We start from the raw sequence: 24,914 nt of genomic DNA, 5'->3' as shown, positions 1-24,914 counted from the left end.
GCGGCCGTGGAACGATGAGATTGTCTCTCGGCGGCGCAAAACGGAATGGAGTATTGAATCGCGTCATTTTGCGATAGCGCATTAAGTTTGCGTAATATTAATACAATATATCTCATTAAAATACGAAATATATTGAAGATGTGGCCAATGTTGTCTTAATTTTGCAGTATATCATCTATAGATATTTTGCTTGGTTGATGCGTGCTTGTTGCGGCATCCGACGATCATTCGTTGGGTACTGATCGAGATCCGCGAAGATGCGGCGACACGAACATGCGATGACACTGGCACAGGGGACGGTTATGGAAGATTCTGCAAAAGGGCGAGACCGCGCAAACGCCGGGCTTTGGCAGGCTCCGCCGTGGCAGGAATCGTGGCAATACGCCATCGATGCATGGCAGCGCACGATCCTCTTCTGTGACGTTCTGCGCCGCCGGGGCAATCAGTATGCCGAGCACAATTCGAGCCCGGTGCCGCATGTCTTGCGCTTCGATGTAAAGCTTGTGTTGAGCGGACGGATGTTGCCGCGCCCGGTCAACTATGGCCTGGTGCGCATCGTGCCGCCGGCGGATGTCATTGTCGATCCGGGCAAGCGCCCCTTCGTCGTTGTCGATCCGCGCGCCGGCCACGGTCCCGGCATCGGGGGCTTCAAGGCCGACAGCGAGATCGGCGCCGCGCTGCAAGCGGGACATCCCTGCTACTTCATCGGTTTTCTCCCGGACCCGGTGCCCGGGCAGACGATCGAGGACATCATGCGGGCACAAGCCGCATTCCTCGAAAAAGTGATCGAACTCCATCCAGAGGCGGACGGCAAACCTTGCGTGATCGGCAATTGTCAGGCCGGCTGGGCGGTGATGATGCTCGCGGCAACGCGGCCCGAACTCTTCGGACCGGTCATCATAGCCGGATCCCCGCTTTCCTATTGGGCCGGTGTCAGAGGCACAAACCCGATGCGTTACACCGGCGGGTTGCTCGGCGGCAGCTGGCTCACGGCACTCACCGGCGACATCGGCGGCGGCAAGTTCGACGGGGCCTGGCTGGTGACGAACTTCGAAGGCCTGAACCCTGCGAACACCCTTTGGGGCAAGCAATACAACGTCTGGTCAAAGGTCGATACCGAGGCTGAGCGCTATCTGGAATTCGAGCGCTGGTGGGGCGGACACGTCAATCTCAACGCCGAGGAAATGCAGTTCATCGTCGATAAGCTGTTCGTCGGCAACCGACTGGCAACGGCGGAGATCGTTACCTCGGATGGCATGCGGATCGATCTACGCAACATCAAGTCGCCGATCCTCTGCTTCTGCTCCAAGGGCGACAACATAACGCCGCCGCAGCAGGCGCTGGGTTGGATCCTGGATCTCTACCGGAGCGTGGACGATATTCGCGCGCACGGACAGACGATCATCTACGCGATGCACGAGACGATCGGTCACCTCGGCATCTTCGTCTCGGGCAAGGTGGCGATCAAGGAGCATGCCGAATTCGCCAGCAACATCGATCTGATCGACACCCTGCCGCCGGGGCTCTATGAAGCGGTATTGATCCCGCACACGATCGAAAACATTGCACCGGACCTGGAGCTCGGCGAGTGGATCGCCCGTTTCGAGCCGCGCACGTTTGATGATCTGCGGGAGATGGGCGGCAACGATCCGGAGGACGAGCGGCGCTTCGCCACGGTGCGGCGCGTCTCGGAGATCAATCTCGGCCTCTACCGCACCTTCGCGCAACCGTTCGTTCAGGTCATCGCCAGCGAGCATGCCGCCTCCTGGCTTGCCCGTCTGCATCCGGCGCGCCTGCCCTTCGAGTTCTTCTCGGACAGCAATCCCCTCATGGCGTCTATCGCGACTCTGGCGGACCAGGTCCGCGAGGAGCGCCAGCCGGTCGGTCCGGACAACATGTTCGCTGCATTGCAGGATTTCATGTCCAAGCAGATCGAAACCACTCTCGACCTTTGGGGCGCCTGGCGGGACCAAGCTCAGGAGCAGGTTTTCCTCGCCGTTTACGGTTCTCCGATGCTGCAGGCCGCCGTGGGTCTTCATGCGACGGACGAACTGCCGCGGCACTACCCCGGTGAACAGCCGGAGACCTTGGCCTTCATCCGTGCACGGATCGCCGAACTCAAGGCGCGCATCGGCGAAGGCGGGCTGCGCGAAGCCAGCATTCGGGCTCTCGTCTATGTCGGCCGCGGCTATGGCCTCGACGAGCGCCAGTTGGCGGTGCTGCGGCGCATCCGGGCACGGCACCGGGAGGGTCTTTCACTCCAGGAGTTCAAACGAATTCTCCGGGAACAGTCGCTGATGCTGCTGGTCGACGAGCCGGCGGCTCTCGCCGCGCTCCCCTCCATGCTGCCGTCAAGCCATGAGCAGCGGACGGCGGCGCTGGCGGCGGTGCGTGAGGTCATCGAGAGCACCGGAGATATGAACGAGGACGTTCAGGCTCGTATGAGCTGCGTCGAGGCACTCTTCTCCGACGGCACGGGCAAACCGGCAATTGTGAGGGAAACTCCGGTGAGAGCATCGGTACGTGCGCGCCGCACTTCGTGACCGGAGGCGGAGCAGGAGGCGACGGGAAAAGGCATAAGGAGAACGGCGATGCCCTTGACGAGCCCCGCAGAAGCGGATCGTCCGCATGTCAAATATGAGCGCCTGATCGAGCGGACCCATGGTGTAGGGCCGATCCCGACGGCGGTTGCCCACCCCTGCGACACGAGTTCGTTGCAGGGCGTGGTCGAGGCCGCGCATGCAGGTATGATCGATCCGATACTCGTGGGTCCGTCCGCCAAGATCCGTGCCGCCGCCGAGGGCTGCGGCGTTGATGTTGCAGAATACCAGGTCGTTGATGCCCCGCACAGCGACGCCGCCGCCGCTGGGGCTGTCGAGCTTGTTCGCGCGGGTAAGGCGGAACTGATCATGAAGGGCAGCCTCCATACGGACGAACTGCTGCGGGCGGTCACCGCCAAGGATACAGGTCTTAGGACGCAAAGGCGGATCAGCCACGTCTTTATCATGGATGTGCCGACCTATCCCGAGCCGCTGTTCATCACCGACGCGGCGGTCAACATCTTTCCGGACCTCGAGGCCAAGCGCGACATCGTGCAAAACGCGATAGACCTGCACCTCGGTCTCGGTCTCGGCGAACCTCGCGTCGCCATCCTCTCGGCGGTGGAGACCGTCACGACGAAGATCCCCGGAACGACCGACGCTGCCTGCCTCTGCAAGATGGCCGATCGTGGCCAGATCACCGGGGGCATTCTCGACGGCCCGCTGGCGCTCGACAATGCGATCAGCGAGGAGGCTGCCCAGATCAAGGGCATTCGGTCCCCGGTGGCCGGGCGGGCGCAGATTCTCGTCGTCCCCGATCTCGAGGCCGGCAACATGCTCGCCAAGAATCTCACCTTTCTCGCCAATGCCGATGCCGCCGGCATTGTCCTGGGTGCCAGAGTGCCGGTCATTCTCACGTCGCGGGCGGACAACCTGCGCGCACGGATGGCCTCCTGTGCGGTAGCAGTGCTTTATGCTGCTGCCAGACGCCAGACCCTGGCCGTCCCCGCGGAGTGACGGACATGGACAGCATCCTGGTGGTCAACGCCGGCAGTTCGAGCCTCAAATTCCAGCTTTTCTCGATCGACGAACGCGACACGATCGAGCGTCTGTTGAAGGGGCAGCTTGACGGGATCGGCACCAGACCGCGTTTGATGGTCCGTGATGCGAGAGGGCAAGTTGTTGCCGAGAAGGCATTTTCCGCGGACGAGGTCGAAGACCTGGCGGCTGCGCAGGATATCGTCGGCACCTGGCTGGTCGGCCATATCGGCACACCGCCGACGGCGGTCGGCCACCGAGTGGTGCACGGCGGACCGTTGTACAGCGAACCCACGGTCGTCGACGACCAAGTGCTTGTGACACTGGAGAAACTGATACCCCTGGCGCCACTCCATCAGCCCAACAACCTGGCCCCGATCCGTTCGATACGCCGACAGCGGCCGGACCTTACCCAGGTTGCTTGCTTCGATACCGCCTTCCACCGCGGCCACCCGGAAGTCGCCGATCGATTTGCGATTCCCGAAGCATTCTATCGGGAAGGCGTGCGGCGCTATGGTTTCCACGGCCTGTCATACGAATATATTGCCGGCCGGTTGAGGGAAGTTGCGCCCGATCTGGCAAAGGGGAGGGTCATTGTCGCTCATCTCGGCAGCGGCTGCTCGATGTGCGCGCTCGTCGGCGGCCGCAGTGTCGAAAGCACGATGGGCTTTACCGCCCTCGATGGCTTGCCCATGGGGACTCGTCCGGGTCAACTCGACGCTGGCGTCGTCCTTTATCTGCTGGCCGAGAAACAGATGGACGTCAAGGCCGTCGAGCATCTGCTCTACCACGACTGCGGTATGAAGGGGCTTTCCGGCATCAGCAGCGACATGCGCGAGCTGATCGCCAGTTCGGACGAGCGGGCCAGGCTTGCCCTCGAATATTTCGTCCATCGCGTCGCCATGGCCGCTGGCGCGCTCGCCGCGGCCATGGGCGGACTTGACGGTCTCGTCTTCACGGCGGGCGTCGGCGAGAATGCGCCGGCTATCCGCCAAGCGATCGTGGAGCGGCTGGCATGGTTGGGCATCGAGGCCGATCCGGTGGCGAACGCGGAGGGAGGGCTGCGCATATCGAGCGCCCGGAGCCGCGTTGCGGTGCTCACCGTGCCGACGGACGAAGAACGAATGATCGCCGGCCATACGCTCGCGATCCTCCGCCAAGTCACGCGCTGAATTCGTTGTCGGCCCGGGTCAAGATCGTCGGCTGGCCTTTTCGTGGAAGTGATCCTGGTCCGACCGTTTGCGAGGAGAATCCCATGTCGTTTAATCCACGTTCCGTTTCGCTCGAAGGCCGGCGCGGCCTCGTGACCGGCATCGCTAACGATCAATCGATCGCCTGGGGCTGCGCCAAGGCTTTCCGCTCGCTGGGGGCGGAACTCGCCGTGACGTATCTCAACGAAAAGACACGGTCCTATGTCGAGCCGCTCGGCCGAGAACTCGGGGCGACGATGATGCTGCCTCTGGACCTTGGCGTCGGGGGGCAACTCGAGGCAGCCTTCGATGAGATCGGCGCCAGATGGGGCCAGCTCGACTTCGTCCTGCACTCGATCGCCTTCGCCCCGCGGGAGGATCTCCACGGTCGCGTGGTCGACTGTTCGAAGGTCGGCTTCCTGCAGGCCATGGAGATATCCTGCTGGTCGTTCATCCGCATGGCAAAGCTCGCCGAGCCCCTGATGCGTGACGGCGGAACGCTGTTCACCATGACCTATTACGGTTCGCAGATGGTGGTCGAGCATTACAACCTCATGGGCCCGGTGAAGGCCGCGCTGGAAAGCGCCACGCGCTACCTGGCCGCAGAGCTCGGCCCCCAGGGCATCCGGGTCCATGCCATCTCACCGGGCCCGCTCCAGACGAGGGCGGCCTCCGGTATCGCCGAATTTGACGAGCTTCTCGACAAGGCGCAGTCCAAGGCGCCGACGCGCAGCCTGGTGTCCATCGACGACGTCGGGGCCGCGGTGGCCTTTCTCGCAACCGACGCCGCGAAGTTGATCACCGGCGAAACCCTGTACATCGATGGCGGCTATCACATCATCGATTGATAGGAGGGCTTCCGCCCCTTTTGTCTCAAATCAATGACAGATCCGCTCGCCATTTCTAACATGGATGCGATTGCACAAAGGCTTCGGGGCGCCGTTGCCGCCAAGGGGCATCGCACTTGGGTCGGACCGCATCCTGTCCGTCAAGTGGGTCGGGATGATCGGGGTTTGGCCGGATCGAGAGCGAATCGTGACCTGCAAGAGGTGGAAATGACCACTGAGATCGAGCGGAAATTCCTTGTTCTGGGCGATCGTTGGCGCAGTCACGCATGTAAGGCGTCTGAGCTGCGGCAAGCCTACGTCGTGAGTACCAGGAATCGAATGGTTCGCGTCAGGATCTCGAACGCAACGCAAGCGACGCTGACGGTAAAGATCCGAACCGGCCGGCTGCGACGTGAAGAGTATGAGTACGAAATCCCTTACTCGGACGCGATGGAGATGTTCGAGCACGCTCTGGGGATCGTAGAGAAGACCCGTTACGAGGTGATTCATCAGGGCCATCGCTGGGAAATAGACGTCTACTCCGGCGCAAACGACGGCCTCGTCATAGCGGAGATTGAACTGAAAAAGGGAGACGGCGATCCACCAAAGCCCGTCTGGCTAGGTTCGGAGATAACGGGGAACCGGTCATATTCGAACCGGGCGCTGGCGATGGGTGCGCGCCGTCTCGAGGGGCGTGGTCACCCGTCCGAATCCCTATGTGCCTTTCGAGATGAGAAGCGAGCCATAACCTAACGCCGATCTGAACTGGAGCAAAGCGATGGCGGAACAGAAGGACCTGAATACGAAGGCACCCCCAAGTGCAAAAGAGCTTCGCATGCAACTCCTCCAGCGCGAGATGGACGAGATGGAGAAAGAGCGAAAGCTCAAGACGATACAGCAACAGAAACTCGCCGATTTCGCTGCCGAATTCCTCGAGGAACGTGTCACCGAGGAAGAAATAGCCATGGTGCGCCGTCTCGTAACGAACGCCGTCAAGGACGGCAAGTTCGAGGCGATGGTCTACAGCTTCCCGTCCGATCTGTGCACCGATAGCGGCAGGGCAATAAACAGTGGCGACCGGGACTGGCCGAATACCCTCCAGGGAAAGGCGAAGGAGTTCTTCGACCGCTACCAGTCCTTCGGCAAGCCGCAGGGCTACAAGCTAAAGGCGATGATCATCAATTTCCCTGGCGGCATGCCCGGCGACGTCGGCTTTTTCCTGAACTGGGCGCCGGACGACGTCTGATCACCCCGACGTTGCGCTTTTCTGGACGCGCAAAGCCCGGTCGGAAGGCTTCACGGCCAGATCATCGGCTGCACCTCCCGCGAGGCGGCTCGCAGCCTGCATCCTTTCAATAGATATTCGGCACCAACCGACGAACATGCCTGACTTCGTCGAAGTCGTCCGGGCGCTTCTGGCGCTTTCCGAGATCGGGTTCCTGGAATTTCACACGCTCATACGGAATCGAGTTCAAGAGGTGCGAAATGCAATTGATGCGCGCTTGCTTCTTGTCGTCGGATGGGACGATCCACCAGGGAGCATATTCGGTGTCCGTCATTCGGATCATTTCGTCGTAGGCGCGGGTGTAATCCCACCACCGGCGATAGGATTCGACATCCATCGGGCTGAGCTTCCACTGCCGCAGCGGGTCGCCGATGCGCTGGCGGAAGCGGCGCTCCTGTTCCTCCTCGCTGACATCGAGAAAATATTTGAGCAGAATTACGCCGCTTTCGACGATTGCCGCTTCAAAGCGCGGTGCGAGCTCCAAGAACCGTTTCGCCTGTGCTTCGGTGCAGTAACCCATGACGCGCTCGACCCCGGGACGATTGTACCAGGAGCGGTCGAATATCACGACCTCGCCTCCGGCCGGCAGATGTGCGACGTAGCGCTGCATATAGATCTGGCTCTTCTCGCGGTCCGTTGGCGCCGGTAGTGCCACGATGCGGAAAACGCGCGGGCTGACCCGCTCGGTGATGCGCTTGATCACGCCACCTTTTCCCGCCGCATCGCGGCCCTCGAAGATGACGACGATGCGCGCTCCCGACTTCTTCACCCACGCCTGCAGGTGGGCGATTTCGACCTGCAATCGTGCGAGTTCCTTGGCATAGTCGCGGCCCGATGCGCCGCCGGCGAAATCCGCAACGGCGCCATTCTTGTTCTTTTCCTTGTCTCTACCCTTGTCCTTGCCGTTCTTGGCCATGGCTCTTCCTCCCTCCTTGCCCCGGATCTCGAGGTCCAAAACCGCGCGCACTCTTGGTCGACATTTGCTAAGCCGCGTTCACGGAGCGCTGCTCGAAGTCGTCGAGTGCGTCCTCCATGCCCGTGAAAACCATATCGACACCGATCCTGTCGATGACGCCTGCTCGATGGAGCATGGCGCGCGCATCACCGTGCAGTTCCGCCAGGCCCAGCGCGATGCCGCGCCTTTTCAACTCCTCGCAAAGCTCTTCGAGCATCGCTGTCGCCGTGCTGTCGATTTGCGGAATCGCGCTTGCATCGATCACCAGCCAACGCGTTCCCATAGGCAATGCCTCGGCGATCTTGAGCAGGCGCGCCTGTACGTAGTCGGTATTGAAGAAGAGCAGGCTCCCCTGGATCATGCACGCCCCAAAGCCCGGCACCGGGCGTGCTTGCGGTTCGCGATGCAGCTTGTAGAAGCCGTCGCGGCCGGGAATGCGGCCAAGCAGCGCGTCATGCGGGTACATGCTCTTGCGAAGGATGTAGATCAGCGTCGCGGCGATCGCGATGACGACGCCGTTGAGGACGCCAAGTCCGATCGGTCCCCACATGGCGATCAATGCAAAGATGAATTCCATACGGCTGACGCGCCAGATCTGCTTCAAGGCGCCAAGATCGATCAGGCTGAGTGCCGTGGCCGCCAGGATCGCGCCAAGCGCCGGGATCGGCAAGATACGGAGAACGCCTCCCAGGAACATGAGTACCGCCATAAGAGTCGCCGCCGCGACCAGACCGGCGATCTGCGAACGGCCACCTACGGCGAAGTTCACCGCCGTGCGCGAATCGGAGGCCGTGACCGGGAATGTACCGAAGAGACCGGCGGCGATATTCGCGGCACCGAAGCCGGAGAGTTCCCGGTTTGGATCGACCTGATAGCCACCGAGCGCCCCGAAGCTGCGAGTGGTTATGATACCCGCGCCGAAGCTGACGAGAAAGATCGCGGCACCGCCGACGAGCAATGTGTCCAAGGGCATGCTTCCCATCTGTGGCAATGACATCGACGGCAGGCCCTCGGGGATGTTGCCGACCACGGCGATCCCGCGCCCTTCGAAATTGAACAAGAATGAAAGCAGCACGGAGAGGACGACGACGATTACCGGACCGGGAATAGGGGAGTTCACCGCCCGGGCGACCTGCAGCAGCACAAAGCAGCCGAGTGCGAGCACAAGCGACGGCCAGTGGATCGATGCCGCCTCCCGCGCAAGCTCGAGCACGGGCGCGACAAGACCCTCCGTGTCGATATCGACTCCGGTGAAACGCTTGATCTGGCCGATCAGGATGGAAAGCGAAATGCCCGCGAAGAAGCCGGTCAGGATCGGGCGCGAAAGAAAGGTCGCAAGCACGCCAAGGCGGACCAGCCGTGCGACAAGACACAGCGCCCCCACTGTAAGTGCCAGGAGTGCTGCCACCGCGACCCGGTCGGCCGTGACGCCCGGCGTGGCGAGAATTGTCGTCAGAACAGCGGCAAGCACGGTCATTGTTGCCGCATCCGGCCCGACGATGAGTTTCCGCGAGGGACCAAAAAGCGCATAGGCGACCAGGGGTGTGATGCTTGCGTAAATTCCGGTTTCCGGCGGAAGACCTGCAATTGCCGGATAGGCGATGGCGCTCGGCAGGCCGACCGCGGCGATTGCCAGACCGGCGGAGACATCGCTGCGCAGAGCCTTCCCATCATAGCCGTCGAGACTGGCGAGAAGTGGAAGGCGAGGGATGGTCGCAGTCATCCGGCGGCCCTCCGGTTCAATGTCCGGTCAGGACAAGCGTCTGCACCGGCAGGAGCAGCGCCTGCAGCCTGAGGATCATGGCATGCACCAGGCCCACGGCATCGACCATGTGCAGGAACATCCAGCGCGACGTGCTGATGCCGGGCGAATGCAGTTCGTCATGATTGCTGGTATAGGCATTGGCGATGCAGCTGCTGCCGGGCGGAATGCCGGTGAATTGCCCCTCGTAGAGCGGCTCCAGGAACGTCGTCAGGGTCCCGGGGCGGGCGAACTGCTGCGCGTCGGCGAGCTGATCCGTCGGGCGCACCTGGCCGGTGGCGATCACCTCCTGGACCTCGGTGACGACCATCGGGATGACGGCGAAGGGTTTGCCGACGCAGGTCGCCTCGGCGATCATGCCGGGCTTCATGACTTGCGCCTCGATCTGGCCGAAGCCGGCGACCAGCCCGATGCGGCGATCGTCCGGCACGAGGATGCCGGCCGAGCGGATCATCGGGTTGACGATGTCGCCGGGCCTGAGCGAAAACTGCTGGACCATGCCGTCGGTGCCGGCGCGGATGACGGTCTTGTCGAGCTCGACCTTGGCCTGGGCGAGCGCCGCTTCGGCGCTCGCCTTCTGCGCCGGCAGCAGCGAGGCGATCTTCGCCTCGAGCGTCTGCTTGTTGGAGACGGCGGCGTCGCGCGCACCCTTGCGGCCGTCGGCCGCCACCTGGCGCCGCTCGATCTCGCGCCTGGCCACCACGTTCGGATTGAGGCGGTTGAGTTCGACCTGCGTCTCGAGCTCGTCCACCGCCTGCCGATAGGCGCCCTCGGCCTGGGCGATCAGCCCGTCGGCGGCCGCCAGTTCGGTCTCGGCCACCGCCGTTTCGGCGTCGATCTCGGCGACGCGGCGGCGGGCGGTCTCGAGCGCGGCCCGCTGTTCGGTGTCGTCCAGCCGGAACAGCGGATCGCCCGCCGCGACCTTGTCGTTCATGCCGACGAACACCTCGGCCACCCGCCCGGTTGCCTCGGGCAGGATGGTGACGGTGCGGAAGGCGGCCGTGACCGTCTTCGTCGAGGGGTGGAAGTAGAAGATCAGGGTGATCAGCGACAGCGTGAGGATGACGCAGGCGGTGATGCCCCAGCGGAGCTCGAACCACATGGAATAGAGATTGATCTCCCGGCCGATCCGCTTACCCTGGACGTAGCGGCGGAAGAGGAAGTCCGGAAAGATCGTCAGCAGCGAGCAGATCATGAATTCGAGCATGGCTCAGCCCCTCCGCTCCGACCGGGTTTCGCCGGCCGGCACCTCCGGCGCGACTGCTGCCCATGGCGGCTCGGTCTCGACCGGCTGCGGCTTCGCCGCGACCACATGAATATCGTCATGAATGTCGTCCGGCGCCGGTTCGGGGAGCGGCCGCTCCTCCCGATCGGCAATCTTGCGCAGCGAGTCGGCCATCGAACTCACCGGCGTGGAAAAGTCCGGGAACTCGATCAGCGCCAGCAGCAGGGCCGCGATCCAGAAGAGATGATTGTGGGTGAAGAGCGCGATCAGCGACAGCACCGCCACCAGCTGCAGCTGAACCTTGCTGGCGCCGTGCGCCATATGCTCCGGCAGGGCGTGCAGGCGCAGATAGAGAACGCCGACGAGCAGGACGAGGAGCAGCACGAAGACGATCATGACGTTCATCAGAACGTCCGTCTCCCCCGGGGCCGTGATGAACGCCGGCACGTGGGCAATTGCGGCCGGATGCAAGGATTCTGCCATCTCCGCCTACCTTCAAAGAGCGGCCAGACATACCTGCGGCTCGCTCCCCGTAGGTTATCAGAAGAAATCTCCCGGAGTTGTATGCTACGGTATTTTACTGGGGATCGCCGGTAGCCGGCCGTACAGTGCCTGAAACGCAATCGGTCCCTTTCAACCGGCATCGTCGAGAATAGTGGCGCTGGCGAACGATCGGCGCCGCGGAGTTCGCGAGAATGGATGACGACAGTCTGCTCAAGAATGCCTCCATCGAACTCGCCAAGATCGACCGTTCCTCCATCGAGGCCAGGATCACAGATGCGGCACGCCTGGGGATTGTCGCACTTTTTGCATACTGGTCCCTGACACTGGTCGCTCCCTTCGCGATCATCGTCATTTGGGCCGTCATCCTCGCCGTCGCCCTCTATCCCGCGTATCAGGCGCTGAGCGCGGCACTCGGCAATCGGCCGCGTTTGGCAGCAATAGTCCTCACGCTGGCGTGCCTTGCGATCATCGCCGGCCCATTGGCGGCCGTCGTCTTCAGCTTCGCCGACGGCGCGCAGGCCCTTTTCAACAAGCTGAACGCAGGTTCGGTGCTGGTACCGGCGCCTGCAGAAAGTGTTCGGGACTGGCCGTTTGTCGGCGAGCGCGTCTATGCCGCCTGGAGTCTGGCCGCCAGTAACCTCGAGGACACGCTGAAAAGGCTGGAGCCATCGCTGCTCCAGGTGACGAGCAGGGCCCTGACCAAGGTCGCCAGCATCGGCGTCGACCTGTTGAGCTTCGTCGTTTCGGTGATCGTAGCCGGCTTCCTCTTCGGGCCGGGGGCGCGACTGGCGGAGATCCTGCAAGGCTTCGCCCGCCGGATGGCCAGCGATAGAGGCGTCGGATTTGTGCGGCTCGCCACGGCCACGATCCGCAATGTGGCCCGGGGTGTTATCGGCGTTGCTGTGTTGCAGGCGCTATTATGCGCGTTGGTTCTCCGCGCCTTCGATGCTCCTTTCCCCGGTGTCATCGCCTTCCTCGTCCTCATCCTGTGCATCATCCAGATCGGGCCTCTGCTCGTGGTGTTGCCGGTGGTGATCTGGGCGTGGACCGAAATGGAAGCCGGTGCCGCCACGCTGTTCACCATTCTCCTGGTGCCGCTCGTCGTAATCGACAACGTCATGAAGCCTGTGCTCGTCGCGCGCGGCCTGTCGACGCCGACGCTCGTCATACTGATCGGTGTGCTCGGTGGCACGCTTTCCTATGGTCTGATCGGCCTGTTTCTGGGGCCCATCGTTCTTAGTGTCTTCTATGAGTTGTTGATGGTGTGGATGCGAGCCGATGCGAGAGTGCCGGAAACCCGTCCTCAGCTCGATCCTGCTGGCACTCAGGAGCCGATGTAACGTCTCTTCTGCGTGCGTTTCAGACGCGGAAGCTCGCGTTTCCCGGGCTGTCTTGTCGGCGCAAAGGTCCCGTATCCCTATTAGTCTAATTTTCGGGAACAGAGACGCCTGCCTGGCGCAGCCCTTCAATGAAGTGAGATTGGTCCTCGGAGCGCTGCATGCGCATTTCGACTTCGCGCAGGACATCGCTGAGGAACTCCGGCGCGTTGCTCTCCAGCCAATGCAGTTCTCGGCGCGCCTCCTCGACCTTGCCGAGCTTGCCGAGTGTCGCAACCAATATCAGGTGAAATATCGGGTTGGCGGAGAGGTCCGCCGACCGGGACCATCGCTCAGCGCTGAGATAGTCGCCTTTCATATAGGAGCAGACCGCCAGTGCCGCTTCGAAATATCCGAGGAGCCCGGGGTTTTGCGCAATGGCGTCGGATATCAATTTGCAGCCGGGATTCCATTGACCGGAAAGAGCAAGACGGAACCCGTATTCGGCAGACAATTCCGTGTCATTGGGATTGATCGAAAGGGCGCGTTTTCCGACGGCCAGCGCCATATCCACCTCTCCCCGGAAGTAGCGGGCAAGCATTTCGGCCTGGAGGCCGCGGACATTTTGCGGATCAAGTTCCACCGCCCGCCTCGCCGCGTCCACCGCCAAGTCGAGTGCATGGGGTGACGACCGATCGTGGCCATATCGAAAGCGGAGCTGGTCAATGTAGGTGAGAGCCAGGAGCGCCCAGGCGGTTGCATATTTTGGGAATTGCTCGGTCGTTCTCTCCAAACAGCGTGCGACATTGGAATGGGCTTCAGGGTTCAGTTCGGCGCGGTATCCGTAATAGGCCAGGGTACAGGCATAGGCGTCCCAGTCGTTGGGAACCATATGCGAGACATGCGGGGCGTCCGCTTGAAAGATTATCCCGTATGGCTGAGCAATGGCGGTAGCAACGGCGGCGGCGGCGTTTGCCTGCAGATCAAGGATCGAGAGAGGATCCAAATCCTCATCATAGGTATTTGCCCATAGGACGGAGCCGTCGTCGCTGCGAATGACGCGCACTCCGAGACGGAACCGGCCACCCTCGAGCCGCACGCTCCCCTGAAGGGCGTAAAGCGGTGAGATGTCGCGCCCGCCGCCTGGTTGGGCAGAGGTTGCATCCGTCAGTACGACGATCTCCCGGAACTTCGCGACCTTGCCGATGACTTCATCGGCAAACCCCCGCGTTATCATTTTCGATTGCGGAGTTCCGGACAGGTCCTCGAAAGGCATCACAAGAAGCCTTGGAACACTTGGCTGGTCTTCGTCGGCGTTCTGATCACCGGTTCCCACCATTTTCCCGGGCTCGAGCACCGAGAATACCAGGCCGGCAACCAACGTCAGCGCGGCTGCACCGAGCCACGTCCACACATGCCGGCCCTGTGTGAACAGGCGGCGCGCGGTGTGGCTTGGCGATGATGCGCGCACCCCCGTCGCCGCCGCCTGGGCACGCGGTGCGAATGCCGGAACGTAACCGCCCTTGGGTATGGTTATCACCAGCTGGTCGTCTCCCCCTGCAAGCAGATAGTAGCGCTCGAGGGCGCGACGAACGCGACCCGCCTCGATGCGCACGACAGGATCCAGCTGCGCATCGAAGGATGCATCCCTGCCGAAGACTTCGGTTGCTATGGAATAAGCCTTGATGCGGTCGGCACGGCCGGCGATCGTCTCTTCGATGACATATGTCAGGAACTTCCGGGCGCGTTCCGGCGCGTCGAATTCCGCGCTCGACCGGATGCGGTCGAGTTGAGCACGTATCTCCGCAGCGGTTTGCAGCATCTCTGCATCTGGGCCGAGACGCTTCTCACTTGTGATTGTCATGTCGGCGCCCCCTATGGCCTCAGGAGTCGCATGCAGTTTACGCGCTACTGTAAGCTTCCGTATTTTACGTCCCGCTGCGTGCCCGTTGCAATCTATACATTAGAAATATCTTCATTCTCGACCCGTGGGGAGGATGGGATGCGCATAGGATCCGAGGGGGCAGAAGAGGGAGACGGCCTGTCGGCGGCATTGCGCCGGTTTCCGGAACTATCGTTACAGATCAAAGAGCGACTGATGCGGGACGAGAGTTTCAGGGGCATGTGCGAGGATCTCGCTGCCGCCGAGTACGCCCTCGCCTGTGCCGATCAACTCCCGCCGCATATTCGCGAGGAGCGCCGCGACGAGTTCAGAGGCCTTATTGAGAGCCTTGCCGCGGAGATCGAGCAGGCACTCGGGTAGCCACGATACCTCTCGATCGACGGTGGAGGAGAGCCGGAGGCGCTGCGATTGGAGTGAAGCCATGAACATGCCTGCATTCGAATTTTCACAAGGGCAGATGAAGCCTATGCTCGTGACGTCGGCCGCACTCGGCGTCGTCGAGTCAAAGCCAGTCAGTAACTTCGTTGACGGACAGAGCATCTACTCCGACGGAGAGCGGGCCGGCCAAGTCTACCGGGTGGAGTTCGGCGCCGTGCGCGTCTATCGAGTGCTTGCCAGCGGCCGGCGGCAAATTCTCGATTTCCATCTCGGTGGAAACTGGTTCGGTCTGCAGAATGAGGACTTTCGCCGCTCTTCGGCCGAAGCGATTGGGACCACCGGCATAAAGAGTATCAGCCTTCGGGAGACGCGATATATCTGGCAGGGATTGCTGCCGGTCGTTCTCGAAAACTTCTCATCGGCGCAGGAGCACCAATTGGTGATTGGCCGCCAGAGCGCGCTCGAGCGTGTGGCTGCATTTCTTCTCGAAATGTCGAACCGCTCCGGCGGCGCCTGCAGGTTCGATCTGTTCATGCCCCGCATCGACATTGCCGATTATCTCGGGCTCACGATCGAAACCGTTTCCCGCGCGCTCACCAAACTGAAGAACGGCAGCATCATCCGGTTGCAGGGCACTCGTGGCGTGGAAATCGTCAATTACAGGGCCTTGCAGAACCTGTGTCTGTAGTCGGTTGATCGAAATCCGCCGCGACACGGTGCCTTGCGGAGAAACCGATGCAAGAGGCGGAACTGAAGCTCGAGCTTTCCCAATCGGGGGCGAGGTCGCTCCTGAAGACCAATCCCTTCGTATCGCCGCCCACCATTCTTCAGCAGAAATCGGTCTACTTCGATACGAATGCGTGGGACCTGACGAAGCGGGGGCTGTCATTGCGCATCCGCCAATCGGGAAACGAGCGGATCCAGACCGTCAAAGCAGGCGACGGCGCTGCGGCCGGTTCGTTCGTGCGTGAGGAATGGGAGCGGCCGGTCACCGCCGATGCGCCGGTTATCGACGATCCGCAGATTGTCGCCTTGCTGGCGGGAGCCGGGCCGGAACTGGCGCCCCTGTTCGAGGTGCATGTCACGCGGCACCGTTGGAACGTAACGGCCGGTGAGGCGCAGATCGAGGTTTGCCTCGACGTCGGCAAGGTCGTGGCTGCCGATCGCGAGGCGCCGCTTTGCGAAATCGAGCTGGAAAGAAAAGCCGGCCAGCCGGCGGCGCTCTTTGATCTCGCGCGCAAGGTCGACCTGATCACCCCCGCCCGTCTAGGCGTGCTGAGCAAGGCGGAGCGAGGTTACCGGCTACTTGCGGCCGCGCAGGGCGCCGTCAAGGCTAGTCCGGCGCCACTCACGTCCGAAATGAGCGCGGCCACTGCATTCGCCCGCAGCGCCGCCGTGTGCCTCAGGCAGTTTCGGCTCAACGAAATGGCACTGTCCTGGTCCCGTGACGCGGAAGTCCTGCATCAGGCCCGCGTCGCGCTCAGACGGCTGCGCTCGCTGTTCTCCATCTGCACGTCCCTGTTTCAGGACAGCCGCTTCGATCATCTGCGCGAAGAATTGTCCTGGCTCGCCGCGGAGACAGGGCAGGCGCGCAATATCGACGTCCTGATCGGCCGCGCGAGGGATGAAGAGCTTGCAGGGCGCCTGAAAGCGATGCGCGGCGACGCCTATCGGACACTGGAAGCCACTCTTTCGTCCGCGCGCGTCCGCTCCCTCATGATCGACATTGACGAGTTCATTTCCGGCTCGATGGCCGATGCATCAGCCATGCCGATGCACGGTCGATCCGCCCGAGATTTCGCCTCGACGGCGCTCGACCGGCTCTGGAAGAAAGTGGCACGTGGTCGCCGTCTCATCGATGCGGATGACGCGGCGCGTCACAGGTTGCGTATTGCGGCAAAGAAGCTGCGATACGCGGCCGAGTTCTTCGAGCCGCTTTTCCGGAGCAAGATCGAAACGAAACGTCATCGCCGCTTCATCGCGGCAATGGCAGGCCTTCAGGACCAACTCGGCGACCTCAACGACCTCGCGGTTGCGCCCGGCATGTTATCGTCGCTCGGCCTACTGGGAGTGGCTGGCACGCAGGATCTGTTCCGAGCCTACGACAAGGCGGAGCTTTTGCGCCGGGCGGCTGAAGCACACGACGGCTTGGTCGACATCAAGCGCTTCTGGCGAAGTCGCTGATGGAGCGGGCCGCATTCGGTCAAAAGATGGTGCGCCGAGCGGCAAACGGGGTTGCGGACACCGCGGAACAGGCGTCATGCGCCTGCTTCCGCGGTCGGGATATGGCTTATTGCCCCGCGCCGGGCGGCAGGATAAACAGCGTGAACCCGAAGATGGCATAAACCGCCAGCGCCATGACGCCCGCATACCAGGCTGCATGCCCGCCATTGGACAGCAATGTTGCCGCCATTGTCGCGATCAGCATCATCGCGACCGCGCCCGGCCAGAACTGCAGGGACATCGGTTCCGGACCAATGAAATAGCTGAGAAGCACCAGCACAGGCGCGACGAAGAGAGCGATTTGCGCCGCGCTGCCCAATGCGATGCCGACGCTCAGGTCGAGGCGATTTGCGCGTGCCGCCGAGAAGGCGCTGGTCATCTCGGCTGCTCCTCCGACCAAGGCGACGACGATGAAGCCGACGAAGGCGGGCGTCATCCCGAGATGTTGCGCGGCGACTTGCACCGAGCCGACGAATATCTCGCTGACCATCGCGACGAGCAGCGTGACGACAATCAGCACGGCGACGCCCACCGAGAGCGGCCACGATGTCTCGGCGTCCTCGCCGTGCGCCACACTGGCAAAGAGCTCTCGGTGCGTCCTCAGGGAAAACAACATTCCCAGTGCATAGACGGCGATAAGAAGCACAGCCAGCCCCAGGCTCAGCTGCTGCGAGAAGGCGCCGGTCGGCGTCTGATCCGCTTCGCTGACGAGTGAAGGAACCAGGATTGCGATCGTCGCCAGGAACAACAGGCTCGCCTGAAAACGCGCGTTCACCCTGTTGAACTCCTGCAGGTGGTGTTTCAGCCCACCGACGAGGAAGGCGCCGCCCAACATGAAGAGGGTGTTGGTGACGATGGCGCCTGCGATCGACGCCTTGACCAGCAGGTATTGCCCGGCCTGCAGGGCCGCGAGTGAAATTACGAGCTCGGTGAGATTGCCAAGTGTGGCGTTAAGCAAACCTCCGACGGCATCGCCGGTCTTCGCAGCCACCGACTCGGTCGCGCGGCTGAGCATCGCCGCGAGGGGGACGATCGCCACAATCGACAGGAGGAAAAGCCAAGTGTGCGCCTCGGGCGATATCTGCTCCAGGAGAATAACTACGGGCACGAAGACAATGAGCACGAAAAGAGGTGTTCGCCGAGCCTCTGTGAGGATCGTTCCAACAGCGGAACGCGGCAACGCACCGGTGCTCGTTTCCTCGAGATTGCGCATCGAATCGTCCTCAGTGGCGGACAGCATCCTGCGTGTCCTGGCCGCTTTGTGGGAATTAACGACAGATTCACACGGAGCGTTTAACTGGCCGCGCCGAGGACACCCGAATCCGGCTGTATCGACGTTAAGCAGGAATTCCTTGCCTGGTTTGCGCTATGCCTCGATAGAGCGCTGGTTTAATTTGATGCTCCCAAAGCAGGTTTCGCAGAAGTGTCTCCCCGGTTTGGCGATCAGAACCTGCGGCAATGGTAAGCCATATTCGCTTAGAGCATCTCGCCTCAACCACCACCGTCTCTCCGTCATGACTTTGAAGCTTACGCTCTACACCGTCTTGCGTCGTTGATTGTGATCAAGGGCCCCATCTTTGCGGTCCATCGAGACGGACCGAGCGTCTTGCATCCCTTGCTGTGATCAAAAGGAGGCGCCGTGGCGAATCTCTTTCCCCAAATCCCGGCCATCATGCCTCCGGGCTGGCTGGAACTTCGCCGGATATCCGAAGGATCGAACTTGGCAGACTGAGACAGGCGATTGGCAGACACTGATCGGCGACGGCACCGCGAGAAGTCTGCGGCTGACGGTCGGCGAGGTGGCGAACAATGTCCATCTGCGATCCCAGGTTATATCCGAGCACTCCGCAACCTGAGAGCATTGCCGATCACGCTGACTGACGAGAGCGCCATGGCGGCTGCCGCGATGATCGGCGACAGCAAAAGTCCGAGGGCGGGATAGAGCACGCCCGCCGCAATCGGGACGCCAGCCGCGTTGTAGATGAAGGCGAAGAACAGATTTTGACGGATGTTCCGCATTGTCGCGTGACTGAGCTGCCGCGCCCGCGCAATGCCCTGCAGATCGCCCTTGAGCAGCGTCACGCCAGCGCTCTCGATTGCCACGTCTGTCCCCGTTCCCATGGCAATCCCGACGTCGGCGGCGGCAAGCGCCGGGGCGTCGTTGACGCCGTCGCCCGCCATGGCGACGATCCTGCCGTCTTTGCGCAGGCGCGCGACGATCTCGCTCTTGTGTTCCGGCAATACCTCCGCCTCGACCTCCTTGATACCGAGCTTCCGGGCGACTGCATTGGCGGTGGTTTGGTTATCTCCAGTGAGCATTACCACCCGCACGCCGTCCTTCAGCAATGCATCCACTGCGGCCGGCGTCGTCGCCTTGATCGGATCGGCTATTGCGAACAGTCCGGCCAGACGACCGTCGATGGCGGCGAAGATGACGGTCGCTCCTTCACTGCGCAGTTCTTCCGCTTCTCGCGAGAGGACTGAGATGTCCACCTTTTCCTCGGACATGATCCGGTGGCTGCCGATGATGAGGCTGCGTCCCTCCACGGTCCCGGTCACTCCCTTGCCGACGGGGCTGTCGAAGTTCTCTGCCGTGGCGAGCGCCACGCGGCGTTCCCCGGCCGCCTCGACGATGGCCGCCGCGAGGGGATGTTCGCTCGACCGTTCCAGCGTCCCGGCCAGCCGAAGGAGCTCGTTTTCCGAAACGCCATCTACCGCGACGATAGACGTCACCTTCGGCTTGCCCTCGGTCAGGGTGCCGGTCTTGTCGACCACCAGCGTGTCGACCTTTTCGAAGCGTTCCAGCGCTTCTGCGTTCTTGATCAGCACGCCTAGGCTTGCACCCTTGCCGACGCCGACCATGATGGACATCGGGGTTGCGAGGCCGAGCGCGCAGGGACAGGCGATTATGAGCACCGCGACTGCGGCGACGAGTCCGTGCGTGAAGCGGGGTTCCGGGCCGACCGTCATCCATGTCGCGAAGGCAATGATGGCTATGAGGATGACGGCGGGCACGAACCAGCCCGACACTTCGTCGGCGAGGCGTTGAATTGGGGCGCGAGAGCGCTGAGCCTCGGCGACCATGCGGACGATCTGCGACAGCATGGTGTCGCGGCCGACCTTTCCTGCTTCCATGACGAAGCCGCCGGTCCTGTTCATGGTGCCGCCGATTAGTGTCGCGCCAACCTCCTTCGTAACCGGCATCGACTCCCCGGTGACCATCGATTCATCGACCGAGCTGCGGCCTTCCACGAGGGTACCGTCAACCGGAACCTTCTCGCCCGGGCGGACGCGCAGCCGGTCGCCGACGGCAACGGCTTCCAGCGGCACGTCCTCGTCGGCGCCATCGCTGCCAATGCGACGGGCGGTCTTCGGTGCCAGGTCCAGGAGGGCACGGATGGCGCCTCCGGTCTGCTCCCGCGCCCGCAGTTCGAGGACCTGCCCAAGCAGCACAAGCACTGTGATAACGGCCGCCGCCTCGAAGTAGACCGCAACGGTCCCCTCGTCGGATCGGAACGTCGCCGGAAACAGGCCGGGGGCAACCGTTGCGACCACGCTGTAGGCCCAGGCGACGCCTGTGCCCATGGCGATCAGTGTGAACATGTTCAGCTTCCGGGTGAGGATCGACTGCCAGGCCCTCTCAAAGAAGGGAGCGCCGGCCCAAAGGACGACCGGGGTCGCGAAGACAAGCTGCAGCCAATTTGACACCTGGGGACCCAACAGCATGTGAAGGTTGGTGAGGTGCCCGCCCATCTCAATCGCCAGCACGGGGAACGTCAGAACCAGCCCGATCCAGAACCGCCGCCGCATATCGACAAGTTCCGGGCCGGGACCGGTATCGGCGGATATGATCTCCGGTTCAAGCGCCATGCCGCAGATCGGGCAGTTTCCGGGACCGATCTGTCGTACCTGCGGATGCATCGGGCAGGTGTAAACCACGCCCTGCTGCTGCATGTCCCCTTCGTCCTCGTCGCGAGGGGGGTTCACATGTCCATGGTGGTGATCGTGCCGGTGATCCTCGGGTCGGTGATGATGTTCATGCTCTTCCATTGGGGAATGTCTCCATAATGGTATTCGTCGACGACGAAGTTCGCCCGCCCGGCATCTCCGGACCAACAGGTCGCGTCTTTGCCGGGCAAAGTCTCCGTCATGTATAGGCGACGAAAGACATCATTCCCGATGCCATGTGATAGAGGTGATGGCAGTGCAGCGGCCAACGCCCCGGATTGTTGGCGTCGAAGGCGAAGGTCGCGCTTCCCATTGGCGGCACGAGGACCGTATCGCGCAACGCACCCGGGAAAGCCCTCCCATCAATGGCGGAAACCTGGAAGTGATGCCCATGCAAATGCATGGGGTGGGCCATCATCGACATGTTTCGCATGACGATCTCGACCCTTTCTCCTTCTCGGACATTGAGACTATCAGCGCCGTCGATCCTCCATTCATAGCCGCTCATGCCGCCCGTCAGGGTCAATTCGAAACGCCTGTCAACCCGACGCGCGGCAAGCGATGCGGTGGCTGCCAGTTGCTGCTCGAGATCCAGGCCAACGACCGGACCGACTTCTGCTCCGCGGGTTGCAAGCTTGCCCACCCTGGCTCCAGACGGAGCAAGGATGATGCCGGTGCGATGATCCGAGCCTTCTCGCAATGCAAGAACCGGACTGGCCACGGCAGTCTTGGGGAGTTCCAGACGGACATCCAGCCGTTGTCCCATGGAGATCGGAAAGCGCGTTGCGGAAACCGGCCGGATCAATTGCCCATCGACGGCGACCAGCTGCCCGGTCAGCGCACCCGTATCAATCGTAAAGGCGGTCGCCGTCGCCCCGTTGATAATGCGCAGGCGAACGCGGCCCCCATTTTCGACCGCAACCACTTCCGGATCGTCAAGGGTGCGGTCATTGGCGAGATAAGCGTCGTATTCGATGTCGTTCAGGTCCATGGGGACCATGCCTGGCGTCGCCATGCCGGACATGTGGCCTCCGTGCATATTGGCTGCCATGCCCGACATCGCATTGTGATCCATTGCGTGCCCGCCTGCCGGACTTTTCAGCCTGGCGAACAACTCCTCGGCCGGTGTGAAGGAGAAGTCATGAAGAAGAATAACCACGTCCTGCTCATCGCGCTTCTTGTCTTCGGCGGTTTGCACGATCAAGGGCGCGGCAAGCAGGTTCTGCTCCTGGAGCGTATGGGCGTGCATCCAATGGGTGCCGCCCGAGCCGACCGGAAATGTGTAGTGCCTTGATTTCTTTGGCTCCAGAAGTGCGGCCGGGTTGTCCGGCACGCCGTCCATATCCCACGGCGGAACAAGCCCGTGCCAATGGATGAGCGTCGGCTCACCGCCTTCATTCGAAAGGGCGACGTCGAACAGGGTGTCCGCGTCGAGGGTCAGGCCCACGGTGCCATCCGGTTGAACGAGCCCGAAGACCTCTGCGGCTCTCCCGTTCACCTCTATCACGCGCTTCTTTATCGACAGGGGCCTGGTCCCGGGCAGCGGAGTGAGTCCCTTATTGCCGGGCATCGTCTCCGGCCATGCGGCGGTGGGAAAAAGCAGAGCACCTGAGGCGGCGACTGCGACGCCTGACATCAGTCCGCACAAGAATTCACGACGTTTCATTTGTTTGACCTCTCGTTCAGCGCCGGCCGTTGCCGGCGAATGCCGCTTCCCTGGGATGCGACCATGGTAGGGCTGCCGTTCTGATGGCAGCCGCGTTTCATCAGGCAGATCGGGGAGGGCCAATGTCGGGGCGCGAGTCGACGCCGATGATGGCGCCCTGCGGGTCGAGGTCTTGGTGACCGTTGGACTTCAGGGCAATTTCGAAAAGGACTGGTGCCGGGAAAAGCGCGTTGCACAGGCTGCAGTCGCTTTTGCAGCACGCCTTCTGGTCGGCGGGCTCGAAGTCGCCATGATGTGCCGGATCACCTTCCGGAGAGACGATATGTTCGCTGCTAGCGATGTGTGGTTCACACTTGACGAGGGCGGCCTCAGCCGTCGGCGCGAACAGAAACATGAGTACGGCCATGATGCCCAGCAATTCTGTTGCGCGTTTCCGGACGATCTGGCTGGCGGCGATCATGTTTCGCTCGACCCTTCGTGCTTTATTCAAGCACATTGCTCAGTGGTTGCAGGCTGTGCCTTGATCTTGATCAAACGGCCGCCGACGGTCACGCGAACGAGCCGCAGCAGGAATTCTTGGAAGACGCATGATAGCCAGCGTCTTTAATCGCTACAATGAACGTGTCAGAGCCGACTTCAGAGTCGATGGATGCGGTCTTCGCCTCGAGATCCACTGTGACCTCGGCATGAGGATCGATCGCTTTTGCTGCCCTCTCCACCGCCGCGGCGCAGTGCCCGCAGGTCATGTCGGGGATATTGAAAAGATGCATCTGGAGGTCTCCATTGATCCGACTTAAGTCAATATGGACCTTCCAACAATGGCAGGGTCAAGAAGCTCTCCGCGAGATTTTTTCGACGATGTCGACGTCTTCGCCTGCGGCGTTGTCGTTACTGTCGCGGCTGCTGCCGAGGACTCTGGCATGGTGAAGTGCGGCCCGCCACCGCAATCTCACGGCCCGATCTATGGCGACGACCCTCGCGTGTCCCGCAATGTCTTCGCGGTGAACGCGAACGGGTTGAGCACGGCGGCTGCCGTCAGCGGCCTTGACCGGCGATCTTCTCGATGGAAACTTCGTGATTTGCGCAGCCACATGCTACGAACGCACTGATATTCGCGATGGTCGTCTCGGCGATATTGGTGAGGGCCTCTCTCGTGAAAAAAGCCTGATGGCCTGTCACGAGGACGTTTGGGAAAGTTAGCAGACGCGCGAAGATGTCATCCGGAATGAAACGGTCGGAAAGATTTTCATAGAACAAATCGCCTTCCTCTTCGTACACGTCGAGCCCGAGGCTGCCGATCGTTCCGTCCTTTAATCCCCGGATGACGGCGCGCGTTTCCACCACGGCGCCGCGGCTCGTGTTGATCAACATCACGCCGCGCTTGAGACACGGCAGCGTCTCGCTCCTGATCATGTAATGAGTCTCCGGCGTGAGGGGGCAGTGCAGGCTGACAATGTCGGATCGCCTGAAGAGCTCCTCTCGCGAAACGTAGGTCGCCCCCAGGGCCTCGCAGGCCGGATCCGGCCTGAGGTCGTTTGCAAGCAACGAGCAGCCGAATCCTGCCATGATCCGCGTGAATGCCTGGCCGATCTTTCCGGTGCCGACTATGCCGACCGTCTTGCCTTGAAGGTCGAACCCCAACAATCCGTCAAGGGCAAAGTTGCCTTCGCGAACCCGGTTGTAAGCTCGATGGATTTTGCGGTTCAGGGCGAGGATCAAGGTCGCCGTATGCTCTGCGACGGCGTAGGGGGAATAGGCAGGGACACGCGCGACTCTGATGCCTAGATTACAGGCGGCTTCAAGGTCGACGTTGTTGAAGCCGGCGCAGCGGAGGGCAACGAGCTTCACACCGCGTTTTGCGAGCTCCTGAAGGACAGGCTCGCCGAGATCGTCGTTGACGAAGGCGCACACGGCCTCGGTACCCGTTGCCAAGGTCGCCGTTTCGGGGGAAAGCCGAACATCGAGAAACCGTAGCTCGTGCGCGGCGCTGCTGTTCGCTGCGCAGAGGAATTCGCGGTCATAAGACTTGCTGCTGTAAACTGCGACTTTCATGGTCTTCGCGTCCGACACCTACTCCGGGGCGAGCCGCGCCAACGAAAACGCGACTGCCGCTCATGTCGTCGTCGGAAAAAACGCGTTGCAAGCGGCCTCTTC

The 24,914-nt window shown here is 62.0% G+C and carries 22 protein-coding genes; 10 read left to right on the top strand and 12 right to left on the bottom strand.

Going from position 1 to position 24,914, the window contains the following annotated elements:
• The first annotated feature begins 302 nt into the window (after positions 1–302).
• The 6 genes from EKH55_RS26050 (at position 303) to EKH55_RS26025 (ending at position 6,841) form a co-directional block, all read left to right on the top strand.
• On the top strand, positions 303–2,543 hold the full coding sequence (locus tag EKH55_RS26050; protein ID WP_151613724.1) for a DUF3141 domain-containing protein: 2,241 nt from the start codon (positions 303–305) through the stop codon (positions 2,541–2,543).
• A gap of 48 nt (positions 2,544–2,591) precedes the next feature.
• Positions 2,592–3,557, top strand: a complete 966-nt coding sequence (locus EKH55_RS26045) for a phosphate acetyltransferase (RefSeq protein WP_151613723.1) — start codon at positions 2,592–2,594, stop codon at positions 3,555–3,557.
• Positions 3,558–3,562: 5 nt separating this feature from the next.
• Positions 3,563–4,750 (top strand): acetate/propionate family kinase, encoded by a 1,188-nt coding sequence (locus EKH55_RS26040; RefSeq protein WP_151613722.1) that lies wholly within the window; start codon positions 3,563–3,565, stop codon positions 4,748–4,750.
• Between the two features lie 83 nt (positions 4,751–4,833).
• Positions 4,834–5,616, top strand: a complete 783-nt coding sequence (gene fabI, locus EKH55_RS26035; protein ID WP_151613721.1) for an enoyl-ACP reductase FabI — start codon at positions 4,834–4,836, stop codon at positions 5,614–5,616.
• A gap of 207 nt (positions 5,617–5,823) precedes the next feature.
• Positions 5,824–6,348, top strand: a complete 525-nt coding sequence (locus EKH55_RS26030) for a CYTH domain-containing protein (protein WP_151613720.1) — start codon at positions 5,824–5,826, stop codon at positions 6,346–6,348.
• Positions 6,349–6,373: 25 nt separating this feature from the next.
• On the top strand, positions 6,374–6,841 hold the full coding sequence (locus tag EKH55_RS26025) for a histidine kinase (protein WP_151613719.1): 468 nt from the start codon (positions 6,374–6,376) through the stop codon (positions 6,839–6,841).
• Positions 6,842–6,947: 106 nt separating this feature from the next.
• On the opposite strand, the gene ppk2 is transcribed toward EKH55_RS26025, so the two are convergent.
• The 4 genes from ppk2 to EKH55_RS26005 form a co-directional block, all read right to left on the bottom strand.
• Complete coding sequence (ppk2, locus tag EKH55_RS26020; protein ID WP_151613718.1) at positions 6,948–7,796, bottom strand: polyphosphate kinase 2; 849 nt, start codon at positions 7,794–7,796, stop codon at positions 6,948–6,950.
• Positions 7,797–7,863: 67 nt separating this feature from the next.
• Positions 7,864–9,558, bottom strand: coding sequence for a SulP family inorganic anion transporter (locus tag EKH55_RS26015; RefSeq protein ID WP_151613717.1), 1,695 nt, complete (start codon positions 9,556–9,558; stop codon positions 7,864–7,866).
• Positions 9,559–9,574: 16 nt separating this feature from the next.
• Positions 9,575–10,804, bottom strand: coding sequence for an HlyD family secretion protein (locus EKH55_RS26010; RefSeq protein WP_151613716.1), 1,230 nt, complete (start codon positions 10,802–10,804; stop codon positions 9,575–9,577).
• Between the two features lie 3 nt (positions 10,805–10,807).
• Positions 10,808–11,305 (bottom strand): hypothetical protein, encoded by a 498-nt coding sequence (locus tag EKH55_RS26005; protein ID WP_151613715.1) that lies wholly within the window; start codon positions 11,303–11,305, stop codon positions 10,808–10,810.
• 212 nt (positions 11,306–11,517) lie between these two features.
• On the opposite strand from EKH55_RS26005, the gene EKH55_RS26000 reads away from it, so the two are divergent.
• Entirely contained in the window at positions 11,518–12,666 is a 1,149-nt protein-coding gene (locus EKH55_RS26000; protein ID WP_151613714.1) for an AI-2E family transporter, read from the top strand.
• An 85-nt stretch (positions 12,667–12,751) separates the two neighbouring features.
• Here EKH55_RS26000 and EKH55_RS25995 read toward each other — a convergent pair whose 3' ends face one another.
• Positions 12,752–14,506: a hypothetical protein gene (locus tag EKH55_RS25995; RefSeq protein WP_151613713.1), complete on the bottom strand. Its 1,755-nt coding sequence runs from the start codon at positions 14,504–14,506 to the stop codon at positions 12,752–12,754.
• Between the two features lie 138 nt (positions 14,507–14,644).
• Between EKH55_RS25995 and EKH55_RS25990 the strand changes: the two genes are divergently transcribed.
• From EKH55_RS25990 to EKH55_RS25980, 3 genes are all read left to right on the top strand, one after another.
• Positions 14,645–14,905: a hypothetical protein gene (locus tag EKH55_RS25990; RefSeq protein WP_151613712.1), complete on the top strand. Its 261-nt coding sequence runs from the start codon at positions 14,645–14,647 to the stop codon at positions 14,903–14,905.
• A 61-nt stretch (positions 14,906–14,966) separates the two neighbouring features.
• Positions 14,967–15,611: a helix-turn-helix domain-containing protein gene (locus tag EKH55_RS25985; RefSeq protein ID WP_246231896.1), complete on the top strand. Its 645-nt coding sequence runs from the start codon at positions 14,967–14,969 to the stop codon at positions 15,609–15,611.
• Positions 15,612–15,658: 47 nt separating this feature from the next.
• Positions 15,659–17,107: a CYTH and CHAD domain-containing protein gene (locus EKH55_RS25980; RefSeq protein WP_069456435.1), complete on the top strand. Its 1,449-nt coding sequence runs from the start codon at positions 15,659–15,661 to the stop codon at positions 17,105–17,107.
• Between the two features lie 106 nt (positions 17,108–17,213).
• On the opposite strand, the gene cax is transcribed toward EKH55_RS25980, so the two are convergent.
• From cax to EKH55_RS25950, 7 genes are all read right to left on the bottom strand, one after another.
• Positions 17,214–18,359: a calcium/proton exchanger gene (gene cax, locus EKH55_RS25975; protein WP_069456436.1), complete on the bottom strand. Its 1,146-nt coding sequence runs from the start codon at positions 18,357–18,359 to the stop codon at positions 17,214–17,216.
• 617 nt (positions 18,360–18,976) lie between these two features.
• The gene (locus EKH55_RS25970; protein ID WP_246231894.1) at positions 18,977–21,100 is read right to left on the bottom strand and encodes a copper-transporting P-type ATPase; all 2,124 of its coding nucleotides are present in this window, start codon (positions 21,098–21,100) and stop codon (positions 18,977–18,979) included.
• Positions 21,101–21,129: 29 nt separating this feature from the next.
• On the bottom strand, positions 21,130–21,297 hold the full coding sequence (locus EKH55_RS29540; protein WP_192803828.1) for a hypothetical protein: 168 nt from the start codon (positions 21,295–21,297) through the stop codon (positions 21,130–21,132).
• Positions 21,294–22,760, bottom strand: coding sequence for a multicopper oxidase family protein (locus EKH55_RS25965; RefSeq protein ID WP_151613710.1), 1,467 nt, complete (start codon positions 22,758–22,760; stop codon positions 21,294–21,296). The genes EKH55_RS29540 and EKH55_RS25965 overlap by 4 nt, the downstream gene beginning before the upstream one ends.
• Before the next feature lie 100 nt (positions 22,761–22,860).
• Complete coding sequence (locus tag EKH55_RS25960; RefSeq protein ID WP_151613709.1) at positions 22,861–23,220, bottom strand: hypothetical protein; 360 nt, start codon at positions 23,218–23,220, stop codon at positions 22,861–22,863.
• A gap of 88 nt (positions 23,221–23,308) precedes the next feature.
• Positions 23,309–23,530, bottom strand: coding sequence for a heavy-metal-associated domain-containing protein (locus EKH55_RS25955; RefSeq protein ID WP_151613708.1), 222 nt, complete (start codon positions 23,528–23,530; stop codon positions 23,309–23,311).
• A gap of 265 nt (positions 23,531–23,795) precedes the next feature.
• Entirely contained in the window at positions 23,796–24,812 is a 1,017-nt protein-coding gene (locus EKH55_RS25950) for a 2-hydroxyacid dehydrogenase (RefSeq protein ID WP_151613966.1), read from the bottom strand.
• Positions 24,813–24,914: the final 102 nt, after the last annotated feature.

It is taken from the genome of Sinorhizobium alkalisoli, from assembly GCF_008932245.1.
GTDB lineage: Bacteria > Pseudomonadota > Alphaproteobacteria > Rhizobiales > Rhizobiaceae > Sinorhizobium > Sinorhizobium alkalisoli.
The sequence above is the reverse complement of the archived record's forward strand: the minus strand, read 5'-3'. Positions and strand labels throughout refer to the sequence as shown.